A 21,077-nucleotide genomic window follows, 5' to 3' on the forward strand; every position below is an offset into this window, starting at 1 on the left:
TCCTTGTGAGGCATGAAACGTCTGCTCCCGTGCACCCTCGTTGTGCCGGGCGAACAACCTTTCCTCCACCCAAACCCCTCAAAGCAACCTTTAAATGCCAGAATCTCTTTACCAGATGGTTTTGGAGATCACCATGCTTCACGCATTTGAACAACGGCTCGACCCTTTTCCGCCCGACGAGGCACCTCCGCCACCTGAAGGTCTGGCGCGGTTCCTGTGGGCCTGCACGCGGGGCGCACGCGGTTACATTCTCGCGCTCGCGCTGCTCAGTGCCGCTGTGTCGATTTACGAAGCCTGGCTGTTTTCTTTTCTCGGGCAGGTCGTGGACATGCTGTCGATCTGGCAGGCAGGCGGCGATGCGGCCCGACAGGAAAGTCGCGTGCTGTGGGGCATCGGTGTGGTGCTGGTGACGAGCATTGGGCTGGTAGCGATGCGCACGATGGTGCAGCACCAGATATTGGCGATCAATCTGCCGTTGCGGTTGCGCTGGGATTTTCACCGGCTGATGCTGCGGCAAAGCCTTTCGTTCTTCTCCGATGAGTTCTCCGGCCGGGTCACCACCAAGGTGATGCAGACGGCGCTGTCGGTGCGCGAGGTGTTATTCACCATTATCGAGATCGCTCCGGGGATCGGGGTGTACTTCATCGCGATCATCGCGCTGGCCGGCGGCTTTGACTTGAAGCTGATGCTGCCGTTCATTGTCTGGGTGGCGTTGTTCGGTCTTGCCATGCGCTACTTCGTGCCCCGCCTTGAGAAAGTAGGGCAGGAGCAGGCCCATGCGCGGTCATCAATGACCGGGCGTATCTCAGACGCCTACACCAACATCACCACGGTAAAGCTGTTCTCCCATTCCAAACGTGAAGCCCACTTCGCGCGCGCTGCCATGGAGGATTTCAAGCAGACCGGCTTTCGCCAGATGCGCCTGGTCAGCCAGTTCGAGATCGTCAATCAGGCATTGGTGGTCGGGTTGATCATGGGGGCAGGCGGTTATGCCCTATGGCTATGGCACCAAGGTCAAGTGGGCGCGGGTGCGGTGGCGGCGATTATTGCCATGGCGTTGCGCATCAATGGCATGTCGCACTGGATCATGTGGCAAATGACCTCGCTGTTCGAGAGCATCGGCACCGTGCAGGATGGCATGGCGACCCTGGCCTGCGGCCCCAAGGTGCAGGATGCCCCGGACGCCAGGGAGCTGGTCACCACGGGCGGCGCGGTGACTTTCGACAATGTGAGCTTCAATTACAACGGCGAACGCCAGGTGCTCGATGGCCTGAGCCTGAGCATTCGCCCGGGCGAAAAGATCGGGCTGGTGGGCCGCTCCGGTGCCGGTAAATCCACGCTGATCAACCTGCTGCTGCGCTTTTACGACGTGGACAAGGGTGAGATTCGCATCGACGGGCAGAACATCGCGCACGTCACCCAGGACAGTCTGCGCAGTGCCATCGGCATGGTGACTCAGGATACTTCGCTGCTGCATCGCTCCATTCGCGACAACATCGCCTATGGACGCCCCGATGCCACCGACGAGCAAATCCGCAGCGCCGCGGCCAGTGCCCAAGCCGATGGGTTCATCAGCCAACTGAGCGACAAGCAAGGTCACAGCGGCTACGACACCCTGGTGGGCGAGCGGGGTATCAAGCTTTCGGGCGGCCAGCGTCAACGCGTCGCCATTGCCCGGGTAATGCTCAAAAATGCCCCGATCCTGCTGCTTGACGAAGCCACCAGCGCCCTGGATTCAGAGGTCGAAGTCGCCATCCAGGAAAGCCTCGATGAAATGATGCAGGGCAAGACCGTGATCGCCATTGCCCATCGATTGTCCACGATTGCGGCGATGGACAGGCTGATCGTCATGGATGATGGACGCATCATCGAACAAGGCACCCACACCGAATTGCTCGGGAAAAACGGCACCTATGCGCGGTTGTGGCATCACCAGAGTGGCGGATTTCTGGGGGAGGATCAGGGCGTGGCTGAGGCGGTGGAGTAGGCATGGGGGTGTAAATGCAGCCAGGTCTGGTACCCCAGTGCAACTCCGACCTGGCCGACCGCCTGCTTTTTGAACCGTTTCCCGGTTACTGCTCAAGCATCAAACCACGCCAAAAGATGATCGGCTTTTCTACCCGTGCGGGTTCCGGTGGCAACTGCTCGTCTATGGGCTTGTCGTGCGCTGGCGGCTCCTCTGGTTCAGGCGCCGCAGTCGGGTACTTGGCGGTATGCACATCATCTACTGACATCTTTTGTCGTGCGCTTATTTGATTGTTATGGTGACTTTGCCTTTTGATCTGCCCTGCTCGACGTAGCGCAACGCCTCTGCGGTCGATGCAAAAGGGAAGGAGCGATCGATGACCGGTTTGATGACCCCAGCCTCGATAAGCGAGGTGATTTTCTGCAGTTGTATCCCGTTGGCTCGCATGAACAAAAACGCATAGCTCACCCCATGTCTGCGGGCTTTTCTGCGAATACCGCTGCTCAGCAGGCGCATGACTTGCCCCAGCACCCAGGACAGGCCTTGCTCTTGAGCAAATTGCGCGGTCGGCGGCCCTGAAAGGGAAATGAGCTGTCCGCCAGGTTTGAGCACCTTGATCGATTTCTCCAGTACATCGGCGCCGAGGCTGTTCAACACCACGTCGAAATCGCGCAACTCCTTTGCAAAATCCTGCTGTTTGTAATCGATGACCACATCCGCCCCGAGTGCTTTCACCCATTGAACATTCGCCGTACTGGTGGTGGTCGCAACGAAGGCGCCAAGGTGTTTGGCGAGCTGGATAGCAAACGTGCCGACGCCACCGGATCCAGCATGAATCAACACCTTCTGGCCTTTTTTCAGCTGGGCGGTCTCAACCAGCACCTGCCAGGCCGTCAAAGCCGCCAAGGGGATGGCAGCCGCTTCGGCCATGTCGAGATTCGAGGGTTTCAGCGCGAGCGCGTTTTCGTCCACGGCGATCAGTTCAGCAAACGTCCCGATCCGGGCCTCTGGAGGACGTGCATAGACTTCGTCTCCTGGCTTGAATCGCTTCACCGCCGAACCCGTGCTAACAACCACTCCGGCCAGGTCATTGCCCAATACCAATGGAAACGTATAGGGCAGGATCAGTTTGAATTCCCCCGTTCTGATCTTCGAGTCCAACGGGTTCACGCTGGTTGCATGCACCTGAACCAGAACGTCATGCACACCGACCACAGGGTCGGGCACTTCGCCAATCATTCCGTTCTGCTTGCCGTAGCGGTCGATAAAAAATGCCTTCATGTTGCAGCTGCTCTTGTCGGGGGAATGAGAGTGGGGCGAGGCCGACCTGTCGGCATGGGTCAGTCTTGAGTCAAATAGCGCTGCGCCACGGCGGACTGCCTGATCTGCGACAAAAGACCCTGACGCGCGGTTTGCAGGGCATCCCAGCGCTCGCCTTCATGCAGCGGAGGAATGGTCACCGGCTCGCGACGGTCGAAGCCCACCAGGGCGGCATCGACCAGATCACCCACTTCCATGATTTCGCTCAAAGTGTTGATGTCGATACCGGCGCGATCCCAAATCTCCGTGCGGGTGGCTGCGGGCAGTACGGCTTGCACATAGACACCCTGAGGCGACAGTTCCAGGCTCAAGCCTTGGGACAGGAACAGCACGAACGCCTTGGTCGCACCGTAGACCGTCATGCCGAACTCAGGCGCCAGACCCACCACCGAGCCGATGTTGATGATCGCGCCTTCACCTGCTTTGGCCAAGCGCGGCGCGATGGCGCTGGCGAGCCGCACCAGTGCGGTGGTGTTGAGGGCTACCAGTTGTGCAACGCTGTCGGTGCTTTGCTCGATGAAGGTGCCGGACTGTGCGGCGCCGGCATTGTTGACGAGGATGCCGATGCGCGCATCATCCCGCAGGCGCGCTTCGACGCTGTGCAGGTCAGTGAGTTGAGTCAGGTCGGCCTGAAGCACTTCAACGGCGACGTTGTGCTCGCCACGCAACTTCGCGGCGAGCGTTTCCAGGCGAGAGTGATCGCGGGCGACCAACACCAGATCATGTCCGCGTTGGGCGAAACGCTCAGCGTAAACCGCGCCAATGCCGGTGGACGCGCCAGTGATGAGAACGGTAGGGCGAGTAGTCATGATGTCAGCTCTTTGTGAGAAACATGGATTGGGATTGATGCATGAGAAAAAGTCAGGCTCGATCAGCCAGTGCCTGGGCCAAGGTATAGGCGGTAAACAGATTCAGGTCGCTCATGGGAGGTTGTTCCGTGTCCGTTGGTAACTGGTCTGATCGCTGGAAATTATGATGATGATCGAAATCTAAACTGTCAACGGTTTTGATTATGATCAACATCAATGTATGATCAGTCGATGAATTTCCAGCGGTAACGAGGTATCGAAACATGCGCGTGACCAAAGCCCAGGCCCAGGCAAATCGGGAGCACATCGTCGAAACAGCCTCAGTCGTATTTCGCGAGCGCGGTTTTGACGGGGTCGGCGTGGCCGACCTGATGGCCGCCGCCGGCTTCACCCATGGCGGTTTCTACAAACATTTCGGTTCGAAGGCTGACCTGATGGCCGAAGCCTCGGCGAAGAGTCTTGAGCAGTCACTGATCGGCGTCGACGCATTGAGCGTGAAGGACTTCATTGATGTGTATGTGTCGCGGGACCATCGCGACGGGCGCGCCACGGGTTGCACCATGGCAGCGTTGTGCGGTGACGCGGCACGTCAGTCGGACGATTTGAAGGCGGCATTCGCTGAAGGCATCGAGCGCATGTTGCAAACTCTCGGCGAAAAATACCCGACCGGGCCGGATGCGGTGCCGGGTGAGGCGAGGGGGAAAATGATCGACCTGCTGGCGCACGCGGTCGGCGCGATCATGCTATCGCGCGCCTGTCCTGACGACTCGGCGCTGGCCGATGAAATTCTGGCGGTGTGTCATGCGCAAATGATTGCATCTTTACCTAGGCGAGCGTAGACCGAAGACAAAATCCAAAGGCTCGAACCGCTCACTCGTGGCCATACGAACATTACGCAGGCCCACGGTTTCCAAGTGTGAAGCGTACAACTGCTCCGAAAAATAACTGATCAAAATCGAACGACGGTGCGAGCCCACCGAGTTCAGGCTGCCCGCATGCACCAAGTCCACATCGAACACCAGGATGTCACCGGCGCAACCTGAAAGCTGTACGGAGCGTGATTCGTTGGTGAAGTCGAATGGCTGCTCGCTTGGCTCGGGGCGATGGCTGCCGGGGACGATGCGTGTCGCACCGTTCTCAGGGCCATAGTCGTCAAAAAAAGCCAGGGCCATGGCAATGTCGCCTGGCCGTTGGGCCGACAAGTCGCGGTGCAGCGGTTGATGGCCGCCACCGGCAAGAGGCTCGCGCCCCTCCACCTGCGACAGAAAGAACCGCTCCTCGATCAACTCCCCCGCGACCGCCAGCACCTGGGGCAGACGACACACAGCCTGAACCTTCGCATCATCGTCCAACAGCGAATGACGCCAGTCCATGCCACGCGGCACGGGCCATTGGTCCGACGGCCTCACACCAGCATCGAACGCGGCACGCAGGTCTTCCAGCCATTCGGTTGGGATCGCTTGGCGGAGCAGAGCGTAACCATCTCGATGGAGTTGATCGCGGTCAGTCATGGTTTTCTCGACTTCCTTGTGCGCACGTTTACAAGGCTAGTATTCAAAGCAAAGTTGGACCACCCGACACTGCAAAATCGAAAGTGACCAGAGACAAACCCGGAAGGTTTGCAGTTATCATCTGATCACCATCCAAGAAAAGGACTTCACCGATGAAGCGTCTGTTCGTCTGCACCCTCCTTGCACTGGCCGTCGTCGGCTACGCCAAAGCCAACCAGAGCACCTTCGAAGAAACCAACCAGTGCTCGGAAGATATCGATTGCCAAGGGGATTTCATTTGCAAAAACGGCCTATGCGATCTTCCTGAACCCCAGCAAAGCCTCGTTGCAAAACCCACCGCCACGACTCAAATCGCGCCCCCAGCGCCCCCCGGCGTTGCCTATGAAACCTTGCCCGTCAGTGCCGAGCGTGCCGGGCCTTTCACGACCCAGACCCAAGGGACGGGGACCGCGCTGAATTATCAAACGCGCGCTGGGGTGGTGAATGTCATGGAGGCAATTGTCGAGGAGGCTGAGTACACCGGGTATGTGGCGATTGAAAAGGCTTATACGTTTGGGCCGAGCCGGTATGTGGTGGTTGTTTCCACGGGGGAGGGTGGGAATGCTTGCCCGGCGTCTACTTATGTTTTTAGTTTTGATGCCAAGGTCGAGCGTGTTGATGGGAAGCGGGAGGTGGCTGGGTGTTCTGAGTTGGTTGAGGTTGTGGTGGAGGGGAATAGGTTGACGGTTAAGAAGGAGGGGGATGGGACTGTTGTTTTTAATGGGGTTGTGGAGTAGATCGGGGGATGGGGTGGGCTTTCGTCTGTTTTCGGCCGAGGCTGTGTAAAAACGTTTTCGAGTGCGACAGGTACTCAAAACCGGACTGGAAATCGCGCATGTGCACGAAATCCACATCTGCTGACGTGGAGGGAAGGCCGGATGTCATTACACTAGCGGCTCGTGATACTTTCCAGCTAGGCCAAGGCCTCCTTTTCTATCCGAGTCTCTACACCTCATGTCGAGCATCGCCGTTACCGATCTGACCTCCACCATGGACGTCGACAGCGTCTCGCGGCCGGTTGTGGCTCTGAGTGCCACATTGGTCGCCAAGGACTGGGAAAATGCCACGCATCAGCACCGCAAGGCGCAGTTGATCTACTCGGTTCGCGGCATCCTCAACTGCGAAATCGAAGAAGGCGTCTGGATCGTGCCGCCGCAGTGCGCCTTGTGGATCCCCGGCGACTTGCCCCACTCGGCCTGGGGTTCCGGTGAAGTGGAGTGCTACTGCCTGTTCGTCGAGCAGGATGCCGCGCCGGATCTGCCGACCACCTGCTGCACAATTTCGGTATCGCCGCTGCTGCGCGAGTTGCTGCTCAAGGCGACCGCCGTTCCCGAGCTGTACGCCCCAGGCGGACGGGAGGAACGGTTGCTGGCGGTGTTGCTCGACGAGCTGGTGGCGGCGCCGGTGGAGGACCTGCACCTGCCCATGCCGCGTGACCCACGCTTGCGTCGCCTCGCGGAAATGATCCTGGCGACGCCGGCTGACAAGACGTCGAAGACCGCCTGGGCGACGCGCATAGGTATGAGCGAGCGCAGCATGAGCCGCCTGCTGCTGCAGGAAATTGGCATGAGCTTCGGGCGCTGGCGTCGGCAGCTGCACGTGATCCTGGCGCTGCAAAGGCTGACCAAGGGTGACAGCGTGCAAACGGTGGCGCTGGAACTGGGCTACGAAAACGCCAGCGGCTTCGTCACGATGTTTCGCAAGGCGGTGGGCAAGCCGCCGGCTCGCTACCTTTCGGATCGCACCGGCAGCGCGGTGACGGCAGCTGCGCCCGGAATCATGCTCCCCGATCCGATCGCCCTCTGATCCAATCCGCCTGTCCTGACGCAAGCCTGCGCTGCTTTATTAAAAAGCCGCGGACTTCAGCACCCCCCACACACCCTGCAACGTCGCTCGCCCATGAAGACGACCGCGCATAACGGCGACATCGCCGCATGTCACGCCGGCCGTTTGCCCCTCGTCAGTCTGCCTGGCAAGTCGACCATATTCCGTAATCAACCATGACTATTACTCAAAACGGCCAGCGGGAGGGTGTGATCATTATTGGCCGAATCGAATAACAATCTGGCCTGATTTCACCATCATGGCGCATTGCCTTTGTTGTTAAATGCGCCATCTAAATGCAAATGAGTATTGCTTAAATGAAAACTTCATCCATTACAGGGAAGTTTCGCTCGTCTCTTGCTCTGTGCGCCGATTCAGTCGTCTGCCCGCCGCTCGCCGGGCACCTCAAAAACGCGCCCTGCAGCGCGCTGGGCTCGGCGATTGCGGCAGCGCTTGTGCTCAGTGCGCCGGGCGCATTTGCCGCCGAGACGGCGCAGCCGCAAAATAAGGCAGCAGACTCAGCCCAGAAGGAAGTGGCCCTGCCGGCAATCCGCGTGACAGGCCAAATGGACAACGCGACCACCGAGGGAACCGGCTCCTACACCACCGGCGAGACGGCAGCGGCGACGCGCCTGCCGATGACGCTGAAGGAAACGCCCCAGGCGGTGACCGTGATCACGCGCCAGCGCATGGACGACCAGCAACTCAACACGGTGCAGAGCGTGCTGGAGAACACCAACGGTGTCACCGCGCGCCAGGCCGACAGCGAGCGCACCAGCTTCTATTCGCGGGGGTTGCTGATTAACAACGTGCAGTACGACGGCATCCCCACCGTGATCGGCAACGCCGTCAACGGCAGCGGCATCAGCGCCCTGGACACCGCCTTCTATGACCGTGTCGAGGTGGTGCGTGGCGGCTCGGCCCTGCTGACCGGCACCGGAAACCCTTCAGCCTCCATCAACCTGGTGCGCAAACGGCCGACACCTGAATTCGCCGCATCCGCCTCCCTCGGCGCCGGGAGCTGGGATACCCACCGCGGCATGGGCGACGTCTCCACACCGCTGACCGAGGACGGCCGCATCCGCGCGCGCCTGGTAGGCACCTATCAGGACGGCAACTCCTACCTGGACGGCTACAAGCCCGAGCGCAAGGCGTTCTACGGCATCGTCGAGGCCGACCTGACCGCCGATACCACGGTGAGCCTGGGCTATGACTACCAGGACATTACGCCGAAGGGCGCCACCTGGGGCGGCTTGCCGCTGTGGTACAGCGACGGTTCGCAGATCGATTATTCCCGCTCCAAGAGCTATGGGCAGGACTGGAGCCATTTCGACAACACCCTCAAGACCGCCTTTGCCGAAGTCGAGCACCGCTTCGACAACGGCTGGACGCTCAAGGGCGTGTTCAACCAGTACCGCACCGAAAGCGAATCCGAACTGGTCTCCCTGGGTGGCCGGCCTGACCCCGTCACGGGGCTGGGCGCCTTCCCGTTCGCAGTGGCGTCCGAGGGGCGCAGTCGCCAGAACACCTTTGACGTGATGGCCAGCGGCCCCTTCGAAATGCTCGGTCGCCAGCACGACCTGGTGGTCGGCGCGACAAGTTCACGCCGCAAGGCCAGTCAGGACGATGTAGCGCCGTTCTTCGCAGGCTTTACGCCGATCAACATCCATAGCCTGAGCCCAGGCACGCCACGGCCCAACTTTGATGCCATACCGCATATCCCGACCCGCACCGAGGTCAAGCAGAGCGGCATCTATAGTGCGGCCCGCTTCTCCCTGGCCGATCCGCTGAAGCTCATCGTCGGCGGGCGCCTGAACTATTACGAGGTCGACGACGACGCCAACGGCAGCACGCTGCACTACAAGAAAAACAACGAATTCACCCCGTACGTCGGACTGGTCTACGACATCGACAGTACCTACTCGGCTTACGTCAGCTACACGGGCATCTTCAACCCGCAAACCGACTTCCGCGACACGACCGGCAACGTGCTCACGCCGTCCAAGGGCAAGACCAAGGAAGTCGGCCTCAAGGCCGCCTATCTGGACGGGCGCCTGAATGCTGCCGTGGCGGTGTTCGAGACCAAGCTGGACAACGCCGCGCAACTGGTCCCCGGCGCGTTCACCCCAGGCGGAGCCAACGCCTATACCGGCGCCGACGGCACCAAGTCTCGCGGCATCGAGTTCGACCTGCAGGGCGAGCTGGCCACTGGCTGGAACATCTACGCCGGTATCGCCCACTTCACCGCCGAGGATGGCGACGGCGAGCGCCTGAACTCCCAGCTACCGCGCACCACGGCCCAGTTCTTCACCACCTACCGGCTGCCTGGCGCGTGGAACAAGCTGACCCTGGGCACAGGCGTGAAGTGGCAGAGCCGCTTTTACCAGGCGCCGGGCGTTGGCACCAGCACGCTGGGCGGCGAACAGAGCGCCTATGCCCTGACCTCGGTGATGGGGCGTTACGCCCTGAGCGAGAACATCGACCTGGGCCTCAACGTCAACAACCTATTCGACAAGAAGTACGCCTTGCAGAAGGGTGACTTCGACACCGTGACCTATGGCGCCCCGCGCAACCTGATGGCCACGCTGGACTACCGCTACTGATTGCCCGCAGTACGCGGATCGCTGCCGGCGACTCGCGCCCCTACCGCCTTGAACATCGAGAACGTGCTCATGCCTACCCAAAACCCGGTTCACGTATTGGCGATACACAATGCGAACAAGGTCACCTTGTTCTGGTTGACGACTACTGCTGGCGCAGTGCTCTTCGTGACCTTCCAGTTGTTCTTCTACGTAAACGACTTTGTGAGAGCACAGGGCACCGCCCCGGCGATTACCTTCGAGCCCGGCATGCTTTGGGTGTTTCCTACCTTCTATGGCTCCTGGATCGTCACGGTGCTCCTCGCCCTGATCGAAACCCGCAAGGCCCAGTGGGCTGTCCTGATCCTCGGCAGCCTGCTGGTCGTGCTCAATACCCTGGGCGGAGTCACCGACGGGCTGCGCGACGGCTGGTACGTCGCCTTCTCGGCGGTATTCTTCATCACCCTGCCCGGAGTGTTCGCCATCGCCGCCAGCTGGCGTCACCTCAACCGCAAAGGAACCCGCCATGCCGATGAATAGCGCTGAATTCCCGCTGGTGTGGATGAGTTTCGCCCACGAGCCCGGGCACGATACCCAGAAGGACTTCGACGAGTTCGCAGCCAACCTGCAGCGCGGCGAACCCTTCGTGCTGCTCAGCGAAACGCCACCCGGCGATGACCATGAGCACTCACCAGAAGAAAAGAAACGCACCACGCTGTGGATGAAGAAGCACAAGGCGCAACTGCGCAGCCTGGTTCTGGCCCTGATCATGGTCGAACCCAGCGCGGCAAAGCGCCTGGGATTCAAGGCATTCGCCGGCCTGTTCGCCAAGGTCTGGGGCTACCCGCTGCTGTTCGCCGCCTCACGCGAGCAGGCCATCGAGATGGCCCACGAACTGCTGCGCAAGACTAACAGGGAGGCGCGCTGAGGGTTGGCTAGCTGAAACGACTCAGTTCGCTACAACTTCACCCTCGGAAACTTCGTCCAGTGATTTGCCGCGAGCTCGCTCTTGCGAAACGGCTTAGTAAGCCGCGGTACTTCTGGGTGATTATCAGGCATCAGTGCGGTGAGGGCGTGCGATGGGCAGCAAAGGCCATTCTCTGCCAATCATAGGTGGTCAAATCCGATGTAAATGGCAGGTAAGGTCGAATGCATGCAACGAGGGAAGTCCGTGCAGAACTCATCGGCCAGCTAAGCAGAAACGGGCGCTTTAAGCGCCCGAAACTCTGTCAATGTTCAACCTGCGCCTGAAGCCGTCGACCAATCACTTCCAGCAAATCACACCCATCACGCAACGGAATTACCAAAAGTTGCGCCAAGTCCGAAAGCACCACTGTGTCGCTGGCGATCTCGGATCGGAACGCGATGTTTTCCAGTACTTGAGTCACCACACGGATGCGGTAATCAGCGGTTGCGTGCAAGACGTCCAGCGGGGATAAATCCCCTCGCCACAGGGAGGGCGGTGCAGCTAGCCCTCGAACTCCGTTTGCAGCATCCCCAAAAACGCCTCCCTGGCAGGATGCCGACCGGTGTTTTCATGCCAATAAAAAAGGTTATCGATCCCCGCCAGCTCGGGAAATTCATACCCCGTCCAACCAGCCCCCTGGCGGTATTGCTCATAGATCCCACGGGGCACCAGCGAGACACCTGCACCTGCACTGACGCAGCCGACGATGGCGCCGTAGCTGGCGATGCTGATGATCGGCTGCGTTTGCTCATGGCGTAGCAGCCATTGCTCCAGCGCCAAGCGGTACGGACAGCCCGTGGGCCACATGAAGATCACTTTGCCTCGCAAATCTGCCGCGCTGCGCAGTGGGCCGTGAGACTCGGAGGCGATGAGCACCAGGTCTTCGCGGTACATCACGGCTCGCTTGAGTCCAGGTCGCTCCATGTCCACCGCTACGATTACGCCATCGAGCCGGTGATGCTGGACATCGTCCAGCAGCTGAGCCCAGGTGCCCGTGCTCAGTTCCAGGGATACTTGCGGGTACTGCGCGTGGTATTTGGCCAGCAGCTGGGGCAGACGCCCCGTGGCGCTGGACTCGATCGCGCCAATGCGCAACGGGCCGCTCGGCGCGCTGTCAGGGGCTATTGCGCGGCGGGCTTCTTCTGTCAGGTTCAGTATTTTTGTCGCGTACCCCACAAACACTTCACCCGCCGGGCTGACTCGCAGTCCGCGACCTTCGCGGAAGAACAACGGCGTGCCGAGCTCCCGCTCCAAGGATTTGAGGCGTGCGGTGATGTTGGACGGCACACAGTGCAGCACTTCAGCGGCACGGGCGATGCTGCCGGTGTCGCAGACCGTCTTGAGCATGCGCAGTTGGGACAGTTCCATAGCTCACCCAAAGTGAATGGTGGGTTGAGTTTAAGTCACTTGTGCTGATGTGAGGTGGTTTCGATACTTCGAGGCAAATCGGCAGACGCTCAATGGGGCAGGGACTTCTAAATGGAAACGCGTTGTGTGTCGTTCGACGGTTCCTCCAGCAAACCCGGTGCGAGAATTATCCTCGCGACGATGTTCGTGATTTTTTGCTGGGCCTATTCTCCGATTGGCATTCGCATCGGCTTGCAGGCTTACGATCCGGGTCACTTGGCGCTGATGCGGTTTCTCATCGCTTCGGTGTTCATGGCCCTGGTCGCGATGGTCAAGGGTATTTCCCGGCCGCGTCTCAGGGACCTGCCATTGCTGGCGGTGCTGGGTTTCTTCGCTGTGAGCTTGCACCACATTGCGCTCAATTACGGTCAGCGTGGCGTCAGTGCCGGGGCCGCCAGTGTGCTCGCCCAGTCCACGCCTTTGTTCAGCGCTTTACTCGCACATTTTTTCTTCAAGGACAGAGTCAGTGGTTGGCAGTGGGGGTGCGTAGTGTGCGGCTTGTTTGGCGCTGCCGTGGTCGTGGCGGGGGATCGTGGCTTGGGTGATATGAACGCCCATGGACTCTTGATCCTGCTGGCGGCGCTGTCCTGGAGTCTGTATTTCTCTCTCCAGAAACGTCATGCCCAGCGATACGATGGATTGACCATGGTTTGCTACACCGTCTGGTCGGGCACAGTCCTGCTATTTATTTTCGCGCAGGGACTGCTAATTGACGCACAACACGCTTCTGTTTCGGTGAATCTGGCGGTGCTGATATTGGGTATTTTTCCCAGCGCGCTGGCGTACCTCGCATGGGCTTACGTGCTGGCGCATAGCAATGTAAGCCGCGCCTCCATGGCGCTTTACCTGATACCGCCCACCGCGATGTTGATGGCTTCTGTGGTGCTGGCGGAGCGCCCGTCAGTGATGGTGGTGGTTGGGGCGGTTATCGTGTTGATGAGCGTGCTGGCGTTGAATCTTGAGCCGGTGAAGGGGGCAAATGCCAGCTGATTCTGTAGTGGTTGTAGGCAATGACGTCGGAGGGTTGCGAAAGGCAACTCCAGCTTGACGAACCGTTGCCATGGCGAAAACGAGAATCGTCGGCTGACTTCACAACGGTCGTGAGGCACGGCTCTACGCGTTCTGTCTGATCCGTATTTTCCTGTTACAGCTGCCGCTGTAATCAACCCAGTTTCCACCTCAGAATAGCCACGCGGTTTGCCTATCAAACCGCCCGTGTAGCGCAGTTTTCTGCTCCTGGAGTGCTCATGACGAAGATGGCGATTTTTTTGGGTGGCTTTTTGGCACTGACCCTTTTGATTGGCGTGCTGGCGACGATTTCGCCGGTGTAGACACAAGCCTGCAGACAAGGTGGCCCTGTAGCAAAGGCATGCTTGGGCGGAATACTGAAGCAAACCCGGTCGCTTTTTGTGGCGAGGGGATTTATCCCCGTTGTGGGAGCAAAGCTTGCTCGCGAAGCAGGCGCCTCGGTTGCTGAAAGATTGCATCGCCTGCATCGCGGGCAAGCCTTGCTCCCACAATGAGTTCTGTGTGGATCGGGGAGCAGTTCTCAGCGCCTACCGATGCAAAATCACCTGCGCAATCTCCTGCAACCCCATCACCCGCTGTGCGGCGTTGAGTTTGATCGCTTCCTTGGGCATGCCGAAGACCACGCAGCTGGCTTCGTCCTGGGCCACGGTGCTGCTGCCGGCGTCGAGCATTTCTTTCAGGCCGCGGGCGCCGTCATCGCCCATGCCGGTCATGATGATGCCGGTGGCGTTGCGGCCGGCGAATTTGGCCACTGAGCGAAACAGCACGTCCACCGATGGGCGGTGGCGGTTGACCAGGGGGCCATCCACCACTTGTACGTGATAGAACGCGCCGCTGCGTGTCACCATCATGTGTTTGCCGCCTGGGGCGATGAGGGCCAGGCCTGGGTGGATGCGGTCGTTGTTGCGGGCTTCGCGTACTTCGATCTGGCACAGGCTGTTGAGTCGGGCGGCAAACGAGGCGGTGAATTTTTCCGGCATGTGCTGGACGATGACGATCCCTGGGCACACCCGTGGCAAGGCGGTCAGCACCGCTTCCAGGGCCTGGGTGCCGCCGGTGGACGTGCCGAGGGCGACGATGCGTTCGGTGGTCTGGGCCATGGCATGGCCGTTGGCGGCCGGCAGCATGGCGTCGGCGGTGAGTTTGGTGGCTGGGGTCAGCGGCGCTGGGGCAGGGCGTTTGCCCAGGTTTTTGACGTTGACCTGGGCGGCGGCGCGGATGGCTGATATCAACTCCGGTGCCGACTCCAGCAGGAAATTCTTCAAGCCGCTGGTGGGCTTGGTGATGATTTCCACCGCGCCGGCGGCCATGGCTTGCAAGGTGGTTTCGGCGCCCCTGGGCGTCAGGGACGAGCAGATCACCACCGGCGTGGGACGCTCGCTCATGATTTTCTTCAAGAAGGTGATGCCGTCCATGCGCGGCATCTCCACATCCAGCACGATTACGTCGGGCCACTCCCGGGCCAGTTTGTCCATGGCGAAAATCGGATCGGACGCCGCACCCATCACATGAATGTCCGGCGTGTCGCTGAGGATCGCCAGCAGTACCTGGCGAACCACGGCAGAGTCATCCACCAGCAGTACATTTATCTTTTTTGACATGGTTAATGCCGGGTCCTTATCGGTTGATGCCTGACCCACACGTCGCCGCTGCACAGGTCAAAGATGATGCTTCGGTAGCCCGTGCTGCCCATGTCCTGGGCGATCAGGTCCAGGCGGTACAGCGCGGCCATTTCCAGCGCTGCGTTGACGTTCATCCGCGCCACGTCGCCGAACGGCACCTGGCGTTGCAGCTCCGGGAACATTTCGCCGCCGCCGAACAGCTTGAGCTGGTAATCCTCGGGTTCGGTGCGATGGGCCTTTGCCTGGCGGACGAACAGTTCGATGGCTTCGTCGGCGTACATGCCGTTCAGCGCCGTGGAGCAGCGCGCCCGGCTGGGCAACATGTAATGGCACATGCCGCCGATCTTGCGCTCCGGATGCCACAGGGTGACGGCCACGCAAGAGCCGAGAATGGTGCGCAGGCGAGTCGGGCTGGTGGCGAAACGAAACTCGCCGGGCGCCAGATACACCTCGGGCATTTGCTTGAGCGCGGCGCTCATGGCTTGCGATAAATCGAAGGTGCCACCAGTTTCAACGCATCGGATACGCCGTTGAGGCTTTCGGAGTGGCTCACGATGAAATACCCGCCGGACTTGAGCCGCGGGAGCAACCTGGCGACCACTTTGCTTTTGGTGGGTTGGTCGAAATAGATCATGACGTTGCGCAGGAAGATGACATCGAACTCGCCCAGCTCCGGCAAGGTGTCGTTGAGGTTGACCTGGCTGAAGTTGACCCGGCTGCGCAACGCCCGGTCGATGAGGAATGTGCCTTGCTGGCTGCCGGTGCCCTTCAGGCAATATTTCACCAGCAACGGTTGGGGCAGGGTACGGGCACGTTCCATGGGGTAATGCCCGGAACGGGCCTTGGCCAGTACCTGGCTGCTGATGTCTGAACCGATGATTTCCCAAGGTGTGGTGCCCAGTCCTTCGGCCAGGGTCATGGCCAGGCTGTAGGGCTCTTCACCCGAGGAACTGGCGGCGCTCCACAGGCGAAAGGTTTTACCCGGCGTTGCATGGGGCAGCACATGTTCGCGCAGGAAATCGAAGTGCTTGGGCTCGCGGAAAAAGTAGGTTTCGTTGGTGGTGAGCAGGTCCAGCGCCACCTGCAATTCCTCGGTGCGCTGGCCGCTCATGATCAGCTTGAAATACTCGCCATAACTGCCCAGTTCATAGTGCTTGAGGCGCTTGAACAACCGCCCGGCCACCAGGGCCTTCTTGGCCGGTGACAGGTTGATGCCCGCGGCTTGATACAGCCAGGCTTGAAACTGGCTGAACTCACGGTCATTGAGCGCCAATGAGTTCACAGTGCGTTCCTTGCAGGTGTCTGCGTTCATTGGTTTTCAGCTTCCAGCGCGGCAGGGCTGGCCTGGGCCAGCTGCGACATTTCATCGATGGACAGCACCCGGTCCACCTCCAGTACGATCACGAACTTGCCGTCGACCTTGGCCATGCCGCTGATGAAATCGGCGCGGATCTTCGCCCCGAAACTCGGTGGCGGTTCGATCTGCGAAGCCGGGATCTCCAGCACCGCCGACACCGTGTCCACCAGCAGGCCGATGTCCTGGGCGGGGCCGTCCTCGGTGTTGGCCTCGATGATCACCACGCACGAACGCCGGGTGATCGCCGAGTTCTGTCGGCCGAACCGGGCCGACAGGTCCACCACCGGCACGACCGCGCCGCGCAGGTTGATCACCCCGCGTACGAAGGCCGGCATCATCGGCACCACCGTCAGGTTGCCGTACTCGATGATTTCCTTGATGCACAGGATGCCGATGGCAAACATCTCCGTGCCGAGCATAAACGTCAGGTATTGCGCTTCTTCCTCAACCGCGATGGCGGCTTGACGTGTGGTCGCGATGGCGCCCATGCCTTTTCTCCTTTTAAGCGAAGCCCGTAGGGCCGGACCGTCAGAACCGGGTGAATTCGGATTCGTCTGGCGCGCTGGCCATGTTGTAGGCAAATGCCTTGGGCATCACCGCCGCGGGCGCACGGGCTGTCTTGCGACTGGACGGACCTGGCGTGTTGTCCACCTTCAGTGGCTGGCTGGCCGATTTGGCTGGTGCGTCCAAGGTGAAGAAGCTCATGGCCTGTTGCAGCTGTTCGGCCTGGCTGCTCATCTCTTCTGCGGTGGCAGCCAATTCTTCGCTGCTGGAAGCATTCTGCTGGGTCACCTGGTTGAGCTGGGTCATGGCTGTGTTGATCTGCGCCACGCCGGCGGCCTGTTCTTCGGAAGCGGCGCTGATTTCCTGCACCAGGTCCGAGGTCTTGTTGATGGACGGGACCATTTCGTTGAGCAGATGCCCGGCCTTCTCGGCCATGTCGACGCTGCTGGACGACAGCTCGCCGATCTCCTGGGCCGCCACCTGGCTGCGTTCAGCCAGTTTGCGCACCTCGGCGGCGACGACCGCGAAGCCTTTGCCGTGCTCACCGGCGCGGGCCGCTTCGATTGCAGCGTTGAGCGCCAGCAGGTTGGTCTGGTAGGCGATGTCGTCGATGATGCTGATGCGTTGGGCGATTTTCTTCATCGCCACCACGGTCTGCTGCACCGATTCACCGCCGTCGGTGGCTTCCTTGGCGGCTTTGCTGGCCATGCCGTCGGTGACCTTGGCGTTCTCGGTGTTCTGGTTGATGCTGGCGCTCATCTGTTCGATGGAGGCGCTGGTTTCTTCGACGCTGGCCGCCTGCTCGCTGGTGGCCTGGCTCATGGATTGCGCGGTGGCGCTGACTTCTTCGGAGGCGCTGGCCAGGTTGTCGGCGGCGTTGCGCACTTCACCGATGATATGGGACAGCTTGCCCACCATGTTTTGCATGGCGTTGAGCACCATGCCGGTTTCGTCCTTGGAGCCGCTTTCGATTTTCGCGTTCAGGTTGCCTTCGGCCAGTTGCTCGGCAACCAAGGCCGCCTGTTTCAGGGGGCGGGAAATGATCCGCGAAATGAACAGTGCCAGGCCCAGGCCCACCAGCAGGGCGGCAACCAGCACGGCGATGATCGACAGACGCGCATTCTCATACAGTTCCGTACCATGGGCGCTGGCCACGTCGGCCCCGGCGGCATTGAGCTCAACCAGTTTCTGCAGGTCGGCGGTCACCAGGTCGAAATGACGTTTGGATTCGCCCTTGAGCAACGTCTGGGCTTCGTTAAGCAGATTTTGTCGGGACAGTGCGAACAGGTCTTTGCTAACGGCCAGGTACGCGGCCCAGTCACTGCGGGCAGTGTCGAACAGCTGGCGATCTTCGGCACTGGACAGCAGTTTTTCATAGGTCGCCAGACGCGTTTCGAAACCCTGTTTGGCTTCGTCCGCTTCTTTTTCGATGGCCGTGCGCTCCTGCTCGGAGTCAGCGGAAATGTGGCGATTTTCCTTGAGGCGATAGTTCGCCGCGTAGAAGCGCATGCCCGAGGCGGCGCGCATCGAAGTCATCCAGTTTTCGCGGATCTCGATGGTTGTGCCGTTGACCTCGTTGAGTTGGATAATCGAGAACACCCCCATGACGGCGGTCAACGCGAGCACCACCAGAAACGAGGTGATCAGTTTGGTGGCGATTCTAAGATCGTAGAACCATTTCATTGGGAAGTACCTCTCCATGGAATTGCTAAAGCGTCAGCGAGCAGTGGCTTGTTGTGATTGAGTCGAGGTGTAGCGGTTGTCTATTTGGGCGATCTGCGTGAGCAGCGCCGGCACGTCGAGAATCAACGCCACAGCGCCGCTGCCCAGGATCGTCGAGCCGCTGATGCCGCGCAGCGCGCCGAACAACTTGCCCAGGGGTTTGATCACGGTCTGGAATTCACCGAGCAGGTCATCCACCACCAGCCCGGCCTTGAGTTCGGCGTAGCGCACCACCACCACGTTCTGTCGGCGCGAGGCCGGGCCTTCGTGGTTGAAGTGATCGCGCAGGTACACCAGCGGCAGCACTTCGCCGCGCAGGTCGAGGTAGCCTTGTTCGCGGCTGCAAACCCCGTCGTCCTCGCTCAGCTCGATGCATTCCTGAACCATGTCCAGGGGAATGACGTACGTGGACTGGCCGATGCCCACCAGAAAGCCATTGATGATCGCCAGCGTCAGCGGCAGGCGGATGCGCACCACGGTGCCCTGGCCCGGTTGGCTGTCCAGGTCGACAGTGCCGCGCAGCAGGGTAATGTTGCGCTTGACCACATCCATGCCGACGCCACGCCCGGAAAGGTTGGTGACGGCCTGGGCGGTGGAGAAACCCGGCTCGAAGATCAGGTTGTAGATTTCCTGGTCGGTGGGGCTGGCGCCAAGGGCAACCAGACCACGTTCCTGGGCTTTTTCCAGGATCCGGTCACGGTTCAGGCCGGCGCCGTCGTCGGCGATTTCCAGCACGATGCTGCCTGAGTCGTGATAGGCATTGAGGTGCAGATGACCTTTGGCCGGTTTACCGGCCGCCACCCGCGCCTCAGCGGTTTCGATGCCGTGGTCCATGGCGTTGCGCAACAGGTGCATGAGCGGGTCACCGATTTTTTCCACCACGGTTTTATCCAGCTCGGTCTCCGCACCGCTGATGATCAGGTCAATGTCCTTGCCCAGTTCCTGGCTGACATCGCGCACCACCCGGCGGAACCGGTTGAAGGTTTCACCGATGGGGATCATGCGCAGACGCAAGGCGCCGTCGAGAATCTCTTCCACCAGCCCGGACACCGTTGAAGTCGATTCCTGCAACGAGTCGTCGTTGCAGTGGCGGGCCAGCAGGCTGGCGCCGGCGCTGGCGATGACCAGCTCGCCCACCAGGTTGATCAACTCGTCGAGCTTGTCGGCGTTGACCCGCACATAGGCGCCGTCCTTGGCCTTGCCGTCGCTGGTCGTCGGTTGCTTGTCGGGCGAGACCTGAGCGGGCATGCGCGCAGCCGAACGCTGGTCCGGCATCAGTTCGCCGGTGGTGACCATTGCCGTGTTGGGGTCAGCCTGCTCTTGAGTGGTTGCAACCAGCCCGGTGTTCATCTGCGGCACGGGGTCATCAATGGCGACGATCTGGATCTGGCAATCTTCGCGCACGAAATCGAAGACTTCGTTGATCGCCCCGTGGCCGGCAGCCGAACTGAACTCAATGTCGAACCCCAGGTAGCAGGACTCGGCATCCCAGGTTTCGGCCGAGGGCATTGCGTCGGTCAGCGTGGTGATGTGGATGATCTCACCGAGGGTTTGCAGGTAACGCAGAAATGACAGCGGGTCCATGCCGTTGCGGAACACCTCCGGGCCAAAACGCAGGGCAATATGCCAGAGGCGCGTTTCGGCGGGCGCTTGTGTGTCGCTTGCTTCGGCGGGCTTCGGGGCTTCGGCAGGCGAGGGCGCCTGATATTCCTGAAGGATCTGGCACAGCTCCATTTCCCGGGCCAGGGCCGGGGGCGCCAGTTTCGCGCCCTGGTTGGCCACCACATTGATCAGCTCCAGCATGTGATCACTGGACTTGAGCAACACGGCGATCAGGCCGGCGTCCACTTCGACGCTGCCATTGCGCAACCGATCGAGCACGTCTTCGACGATGTGGGTGAAACTGACGATGGGTTCCAGGCCGAACAGCCCGGCCGAGCCTTTGATCGTATGGGCCGCCCGGAAGATCGCGCCGATGGCATCATCGTCGCCCGGGTCGCTTTCCAGTTGCAGCAGGGACTCTTCCATCGCCTGCAACTGTTCCCGTGCCTCGACGATGAACGTTTGTTGTGCCTGATCGAGATTGATGCTCACGCTCATATCCTTTGTCGTGTCCGACGTGTTGCGAAATCTCTATACAACCAGGTTGCACAGGGCGAGTGTTTCCGTGACGGCCTTGCTGTGGCCCGTTATCTCCAGGCGGGTACCGGCCTTGGGAGCCTCGCGCTGGACCATCATCAGCAGTTGCAGGCCGGCGCCGTCCATTTCCGTGATCTGCGACAGATCCAGCGCCATGCGCGGCGTCGCCCCCAGGCGCGGCAGCAACTGCGCGGCGAGGTCGGCGGCGGTGTAGATCGTCAGCTCGCCGTCGATCTGCACCTGCGCGGTGTCGTCCTGTGTTTCGTACAGCAAGGGCATTTC

Annotated in this window: 20 protein-coding genes; 8 read left to right on the top strand and 12 right to left on the bottom strand. The window is 60.5% G+C overall.

Going from position 1 to position 21,077, the window contains the following annotated elements; translation table 11 throughout:
* Window positions 1–133: 133 nt before the first annotated feature.
* A complete protein-coding gene (locus PSH91_RS10685; protein WP_107322768.1) occupies window positions 134–1,987 on the top strand; it encodes an ABC transporter ATP-binding protein in 1,854 nt (617 codons plus the stop codon).
* Between the two features lie 261 nt (window positions 1,988–2,248).
* On the opposite strand, the gene PSH91_RS10690 is transcribed toward PSH91_RS10685, so the two are convergent.
* Window positions 2,249–3,247, bottom strand: a complete 999-nt coding sequence (locus PSH91_RS10690) for an NADP-dependent oxidoreductase (protein ID WP_173407093.1) — start codon at window positions 3,245–3,247, stop codon at window positions 2,249–2,251.
* 59 nt (window positions 3,248–3,306) lie between these two features.
* Window positions 3,307–4,095 carry an SDR family oxidoreductase gene (locus tag PSH91_RS10695; RefSeq protein WP_076385372.1) on the bottom strand — a complete coding sequence of 263 codons (789 nt, stop codon included), beginning with the start codon at window positions 4,093–4,095 and terminating at the stop codon, window positions 3,307–3,309.
* 263 nt (window positions 4,096–4,358) lie between these two features.
* Here PSH91_RS10695 and PSH91_RS10700 point away from each other — a divergent pair, with 263 nt between their 5' ends.
* Window positions 4,359–4,934, top strand: coding sequence for a TetR/AcrR family transcriptional regulator (locus tag PSH91_RS10700; protein WP_160892875.1), 576 nt, complete (start codon window positions 4,359–4,361; stop codon window positions 4,932–4,934).
* Here the strand turns inward: PSH91_RS10700 and PSH91_RS10705 are convergent.
* Window positions 4,917–5,606, bottom strand: coding sequence for a phytanoyl-CoA dioxygenase family protein (locus PSH91_RS10705; protein WP_305468145.1), 690 nt, complete (start codon window positions 5,604–5,606; stop codon window positions 4,917–4,919). The genes PSH91_RS10700 and PSH91_RS10705 overlap by 18 nt on opposite strands.
* A gap of 152 nt (window positions 5,607–5,758) precedes the next feature.
* Here PSH91_RS10705 and PSH91_RS10710 point away from each other — a divergent pair, with 152 nt between their 5' ends.
* From PSH91_RS10710 to PSH91_RS10730, 5 genes are all read left to right on the top strand, one after another.
* On the top strand, window positions 5,759–6,382 hold the full coding sequence (locus PSH91_RS10710) for a hypothetical protein (RefSeq protein WP_305468147.1): 624 nt from the start codon (window positions 5,759–5,761) through the stop codon (window positions 6,380–6,382).
* A gap of 217 nt (window positions 6,383–6,599) precedes the next feature.
* The gene (locus tag PSH91_RS10715; protein ID WP_028941359.1) at window positions 6,600–7,451 is read left to right on the top strand and encodes a helix-turn-helix domain-containing protein; all 852 of its coding nucleotides are present in this window, start codon (window positions 6,600–6,602) and stop codon (window positions 7,449–7,451) included.
* 584 nt (window positions 7,452–8,035) lie between these two features.
* The gene (locus tag PSH91_RS10720; protein WP_256676893.1) at window positions 8,036–10,072 is read left to right on the top strand and encodes a TonB-dependent siderophore receptor; all 2,037 of its coding nucleotides are present in this window, start codon (window positions 8,036–8,038) and stop codon (window positions 10,070–10,072) included.
* A gap of 69 nt (window positions 10,073–10,141) precedes the next feature.
* Window positions 10,142–10,588 carry a hypothetical protein gene (locus PSH91_RS10725; RefSeq protein ID WP_139050612.1) on the top strand — a complete coding sequence of 149 codons (447 nt, stop codon included), beginning with the start codon at window positions 10,142–10,144 and terminating at the stop codon, window positions 10,586–10,588.
* Window positions 10,575–10,976, top strand: a complete 402-nt coding sequence (locus PSH91_RS10730; RefSeq protein ID WP_076385360.1) for a hypothetical protein — start codon at window positions 10,575–10,577, stop codon at window positions 10,974–10,976. The genes PSH91_RS10725 and PSH91_RS10730 overlap by 14 nt, the downstream gene beginning before the upstream one ends.
* A gap of 301 nt (window positions 10,977–11,277) precedes the next feature.
* On the opposite strand, the gene PSH91_RS10735 is transcribed toward PSH91_RS10730, so the two are convergent.
* On the bottom strand, window positions 11,278–11,502 hold the full coding sequence (locus PSH91_RS10735; RefSeq protein WP_076385358.1) for a hypothetical protein: 225 nt from the start codon (window positions 11,500–11,502) through the stop codon (window positions 11,278–11,280).
* Window positions 11,503–11,516: 14 nt separating this feature from the next.
* Window positions 11,517–12,383 (bottom strand): LysR substrate-binding domain-containing protein, encoded by an 867-nt coding sequence (locus tag PSH91_RS10740; RefSeq protein ID WP_160892867.1) that lies wholly within the window; start codon window positions 12,381–12,383, stop codon window positions 11,517–11,519.
* Window positions 12,384–12,494: 111 nt separating this feature from the next.
* Here PSH91_RS10740 and PSH91_RS10745 point away from each other — a divergent pair, with 111 nt between their 5' ends.
* Window positions 12,495–13,412: a DMT family transporter gene (locus PSH91_RS10745; RefSeq protein ID WP_305468150.1), complete on the top strand. Its 918-nt coding sequence runs from the start codon at window positions 12,495–12,497 to the stop codon at window positions 13,410–13,412.
* Window positions 13,413–13,978: 566 nt separating this feature from the next.
* Here the strand turns inward: PSH91_RS10745 and PSH91_RS10750 are convergent.
* From PSH91_RS10750 to PSH91_RS10780, 7 genes are read right to left on the bottom strand one after another with little or no spacing between them, the layout of a single operon-like run.
* Entirely contained in the window at window positions 13,979–15,052 is a 1,074-nt protein-coding gene (locus PSH91_RS10750; RefSeq protein ID WP_160892863.1) for a chemotaxis response regulator protein-glutamate methylesterase, read from the bottom strand.
* A gap of 2 nt (window positions 15,053–15,054) precedes the next feature.
* Window positions 15,055–15,552 (bottom strand): chemoreceptor glutamine deamidase CheD, encoded by a 498-nt coding sequence (gene cheD, locus PSH91_RS10755; protein ID WP_047227663.1) that lies wholly within the window; start codon window positions 15,550–15,552, stop codon window positions 15,055–15,057.
* Window positions 15,549–16,385, bottom strand: coding sequence for a protein-glutamate O-methyltransferase CheR (locus PSH91_RS10760; protein WP_305468154.1), 837 nt, complete (start codon window positions 16,383–16,385; stop codon window positions 15,549–15,551). The genes cheD and PSH91_RS10760 overlap by 4 nt, the downstream gene beginning before the upstream one ends.
* Window positions 16,382–16,918, bottom strand: coding sequence for a chemotaxis protein CheW (locus tag PSH91_RS10765; RefSeq protein WP_047227661.1), 537 nt, complete (start codon window positions 16,916–16,918; stop codon window positions 16,382–16,384). Before PSH91_RS10765 ends, PSH91_RS10760 begins: the two co-directional genes overlap by 4 nt.
* A 40-nt stretch (window positions 16,919–16,958) precedes the next feature.
* Window positions 16,959–18,617: a methyl-accepting chemotaxis protein gene (locus PSH91_RS10770; RefSeq protein WP_047227660.1), complete on the bottom strand. Its 1,659-nt coding sequence runs from the start codon at window positions 18,615–18,617 to the stop codon at window positions 16,959–16,961.
* Between the two features lie 33 nt (window positions 18,618–18,650).
* Window positions 18,651–20,750 carry a chemotaxis protein CheA gene (locus tag PSH91_RS10775; RefSeq protein WP_305468156.1) on the bottom strand — a complete coding sequence of 700 codons (2,100 nt, stop codon included), beginning with the start codon at window positions 20,748–20,750 and terminating at the stop codon, window positions 18,651–18,653.
* A 39-nt stretch (window positions 20,751–20,789) separates the two neighbouring features.
* Window positions 20,790–21,074 carry a lipid asymmetry maintenance protein MlaB gene (locus tag PSH91_RS10780; RefSeq protein WP_047227659.1) on the bottom strand — a complete coding sequence of 95 codons (285 nt, stop codon included), beginning with the start codon at window positions 21,072–21,074 and terminating at the stop codon, window positions 20,790–20,792.
* Window positions 21,075–21,077 lie beyond the last annotated feature (3 nt).

The organism is Pseudomonas sp. FP1154, from assembly GCF_030687245.1.
GTDB classification, from domain to species: Bacteria; Pseudomonadota; Gammaproteobacteria; order Pseudomonadales; family Pseudomonadaceae; genus Aquipseudomonas; species Aquipseudomonas rhizophila.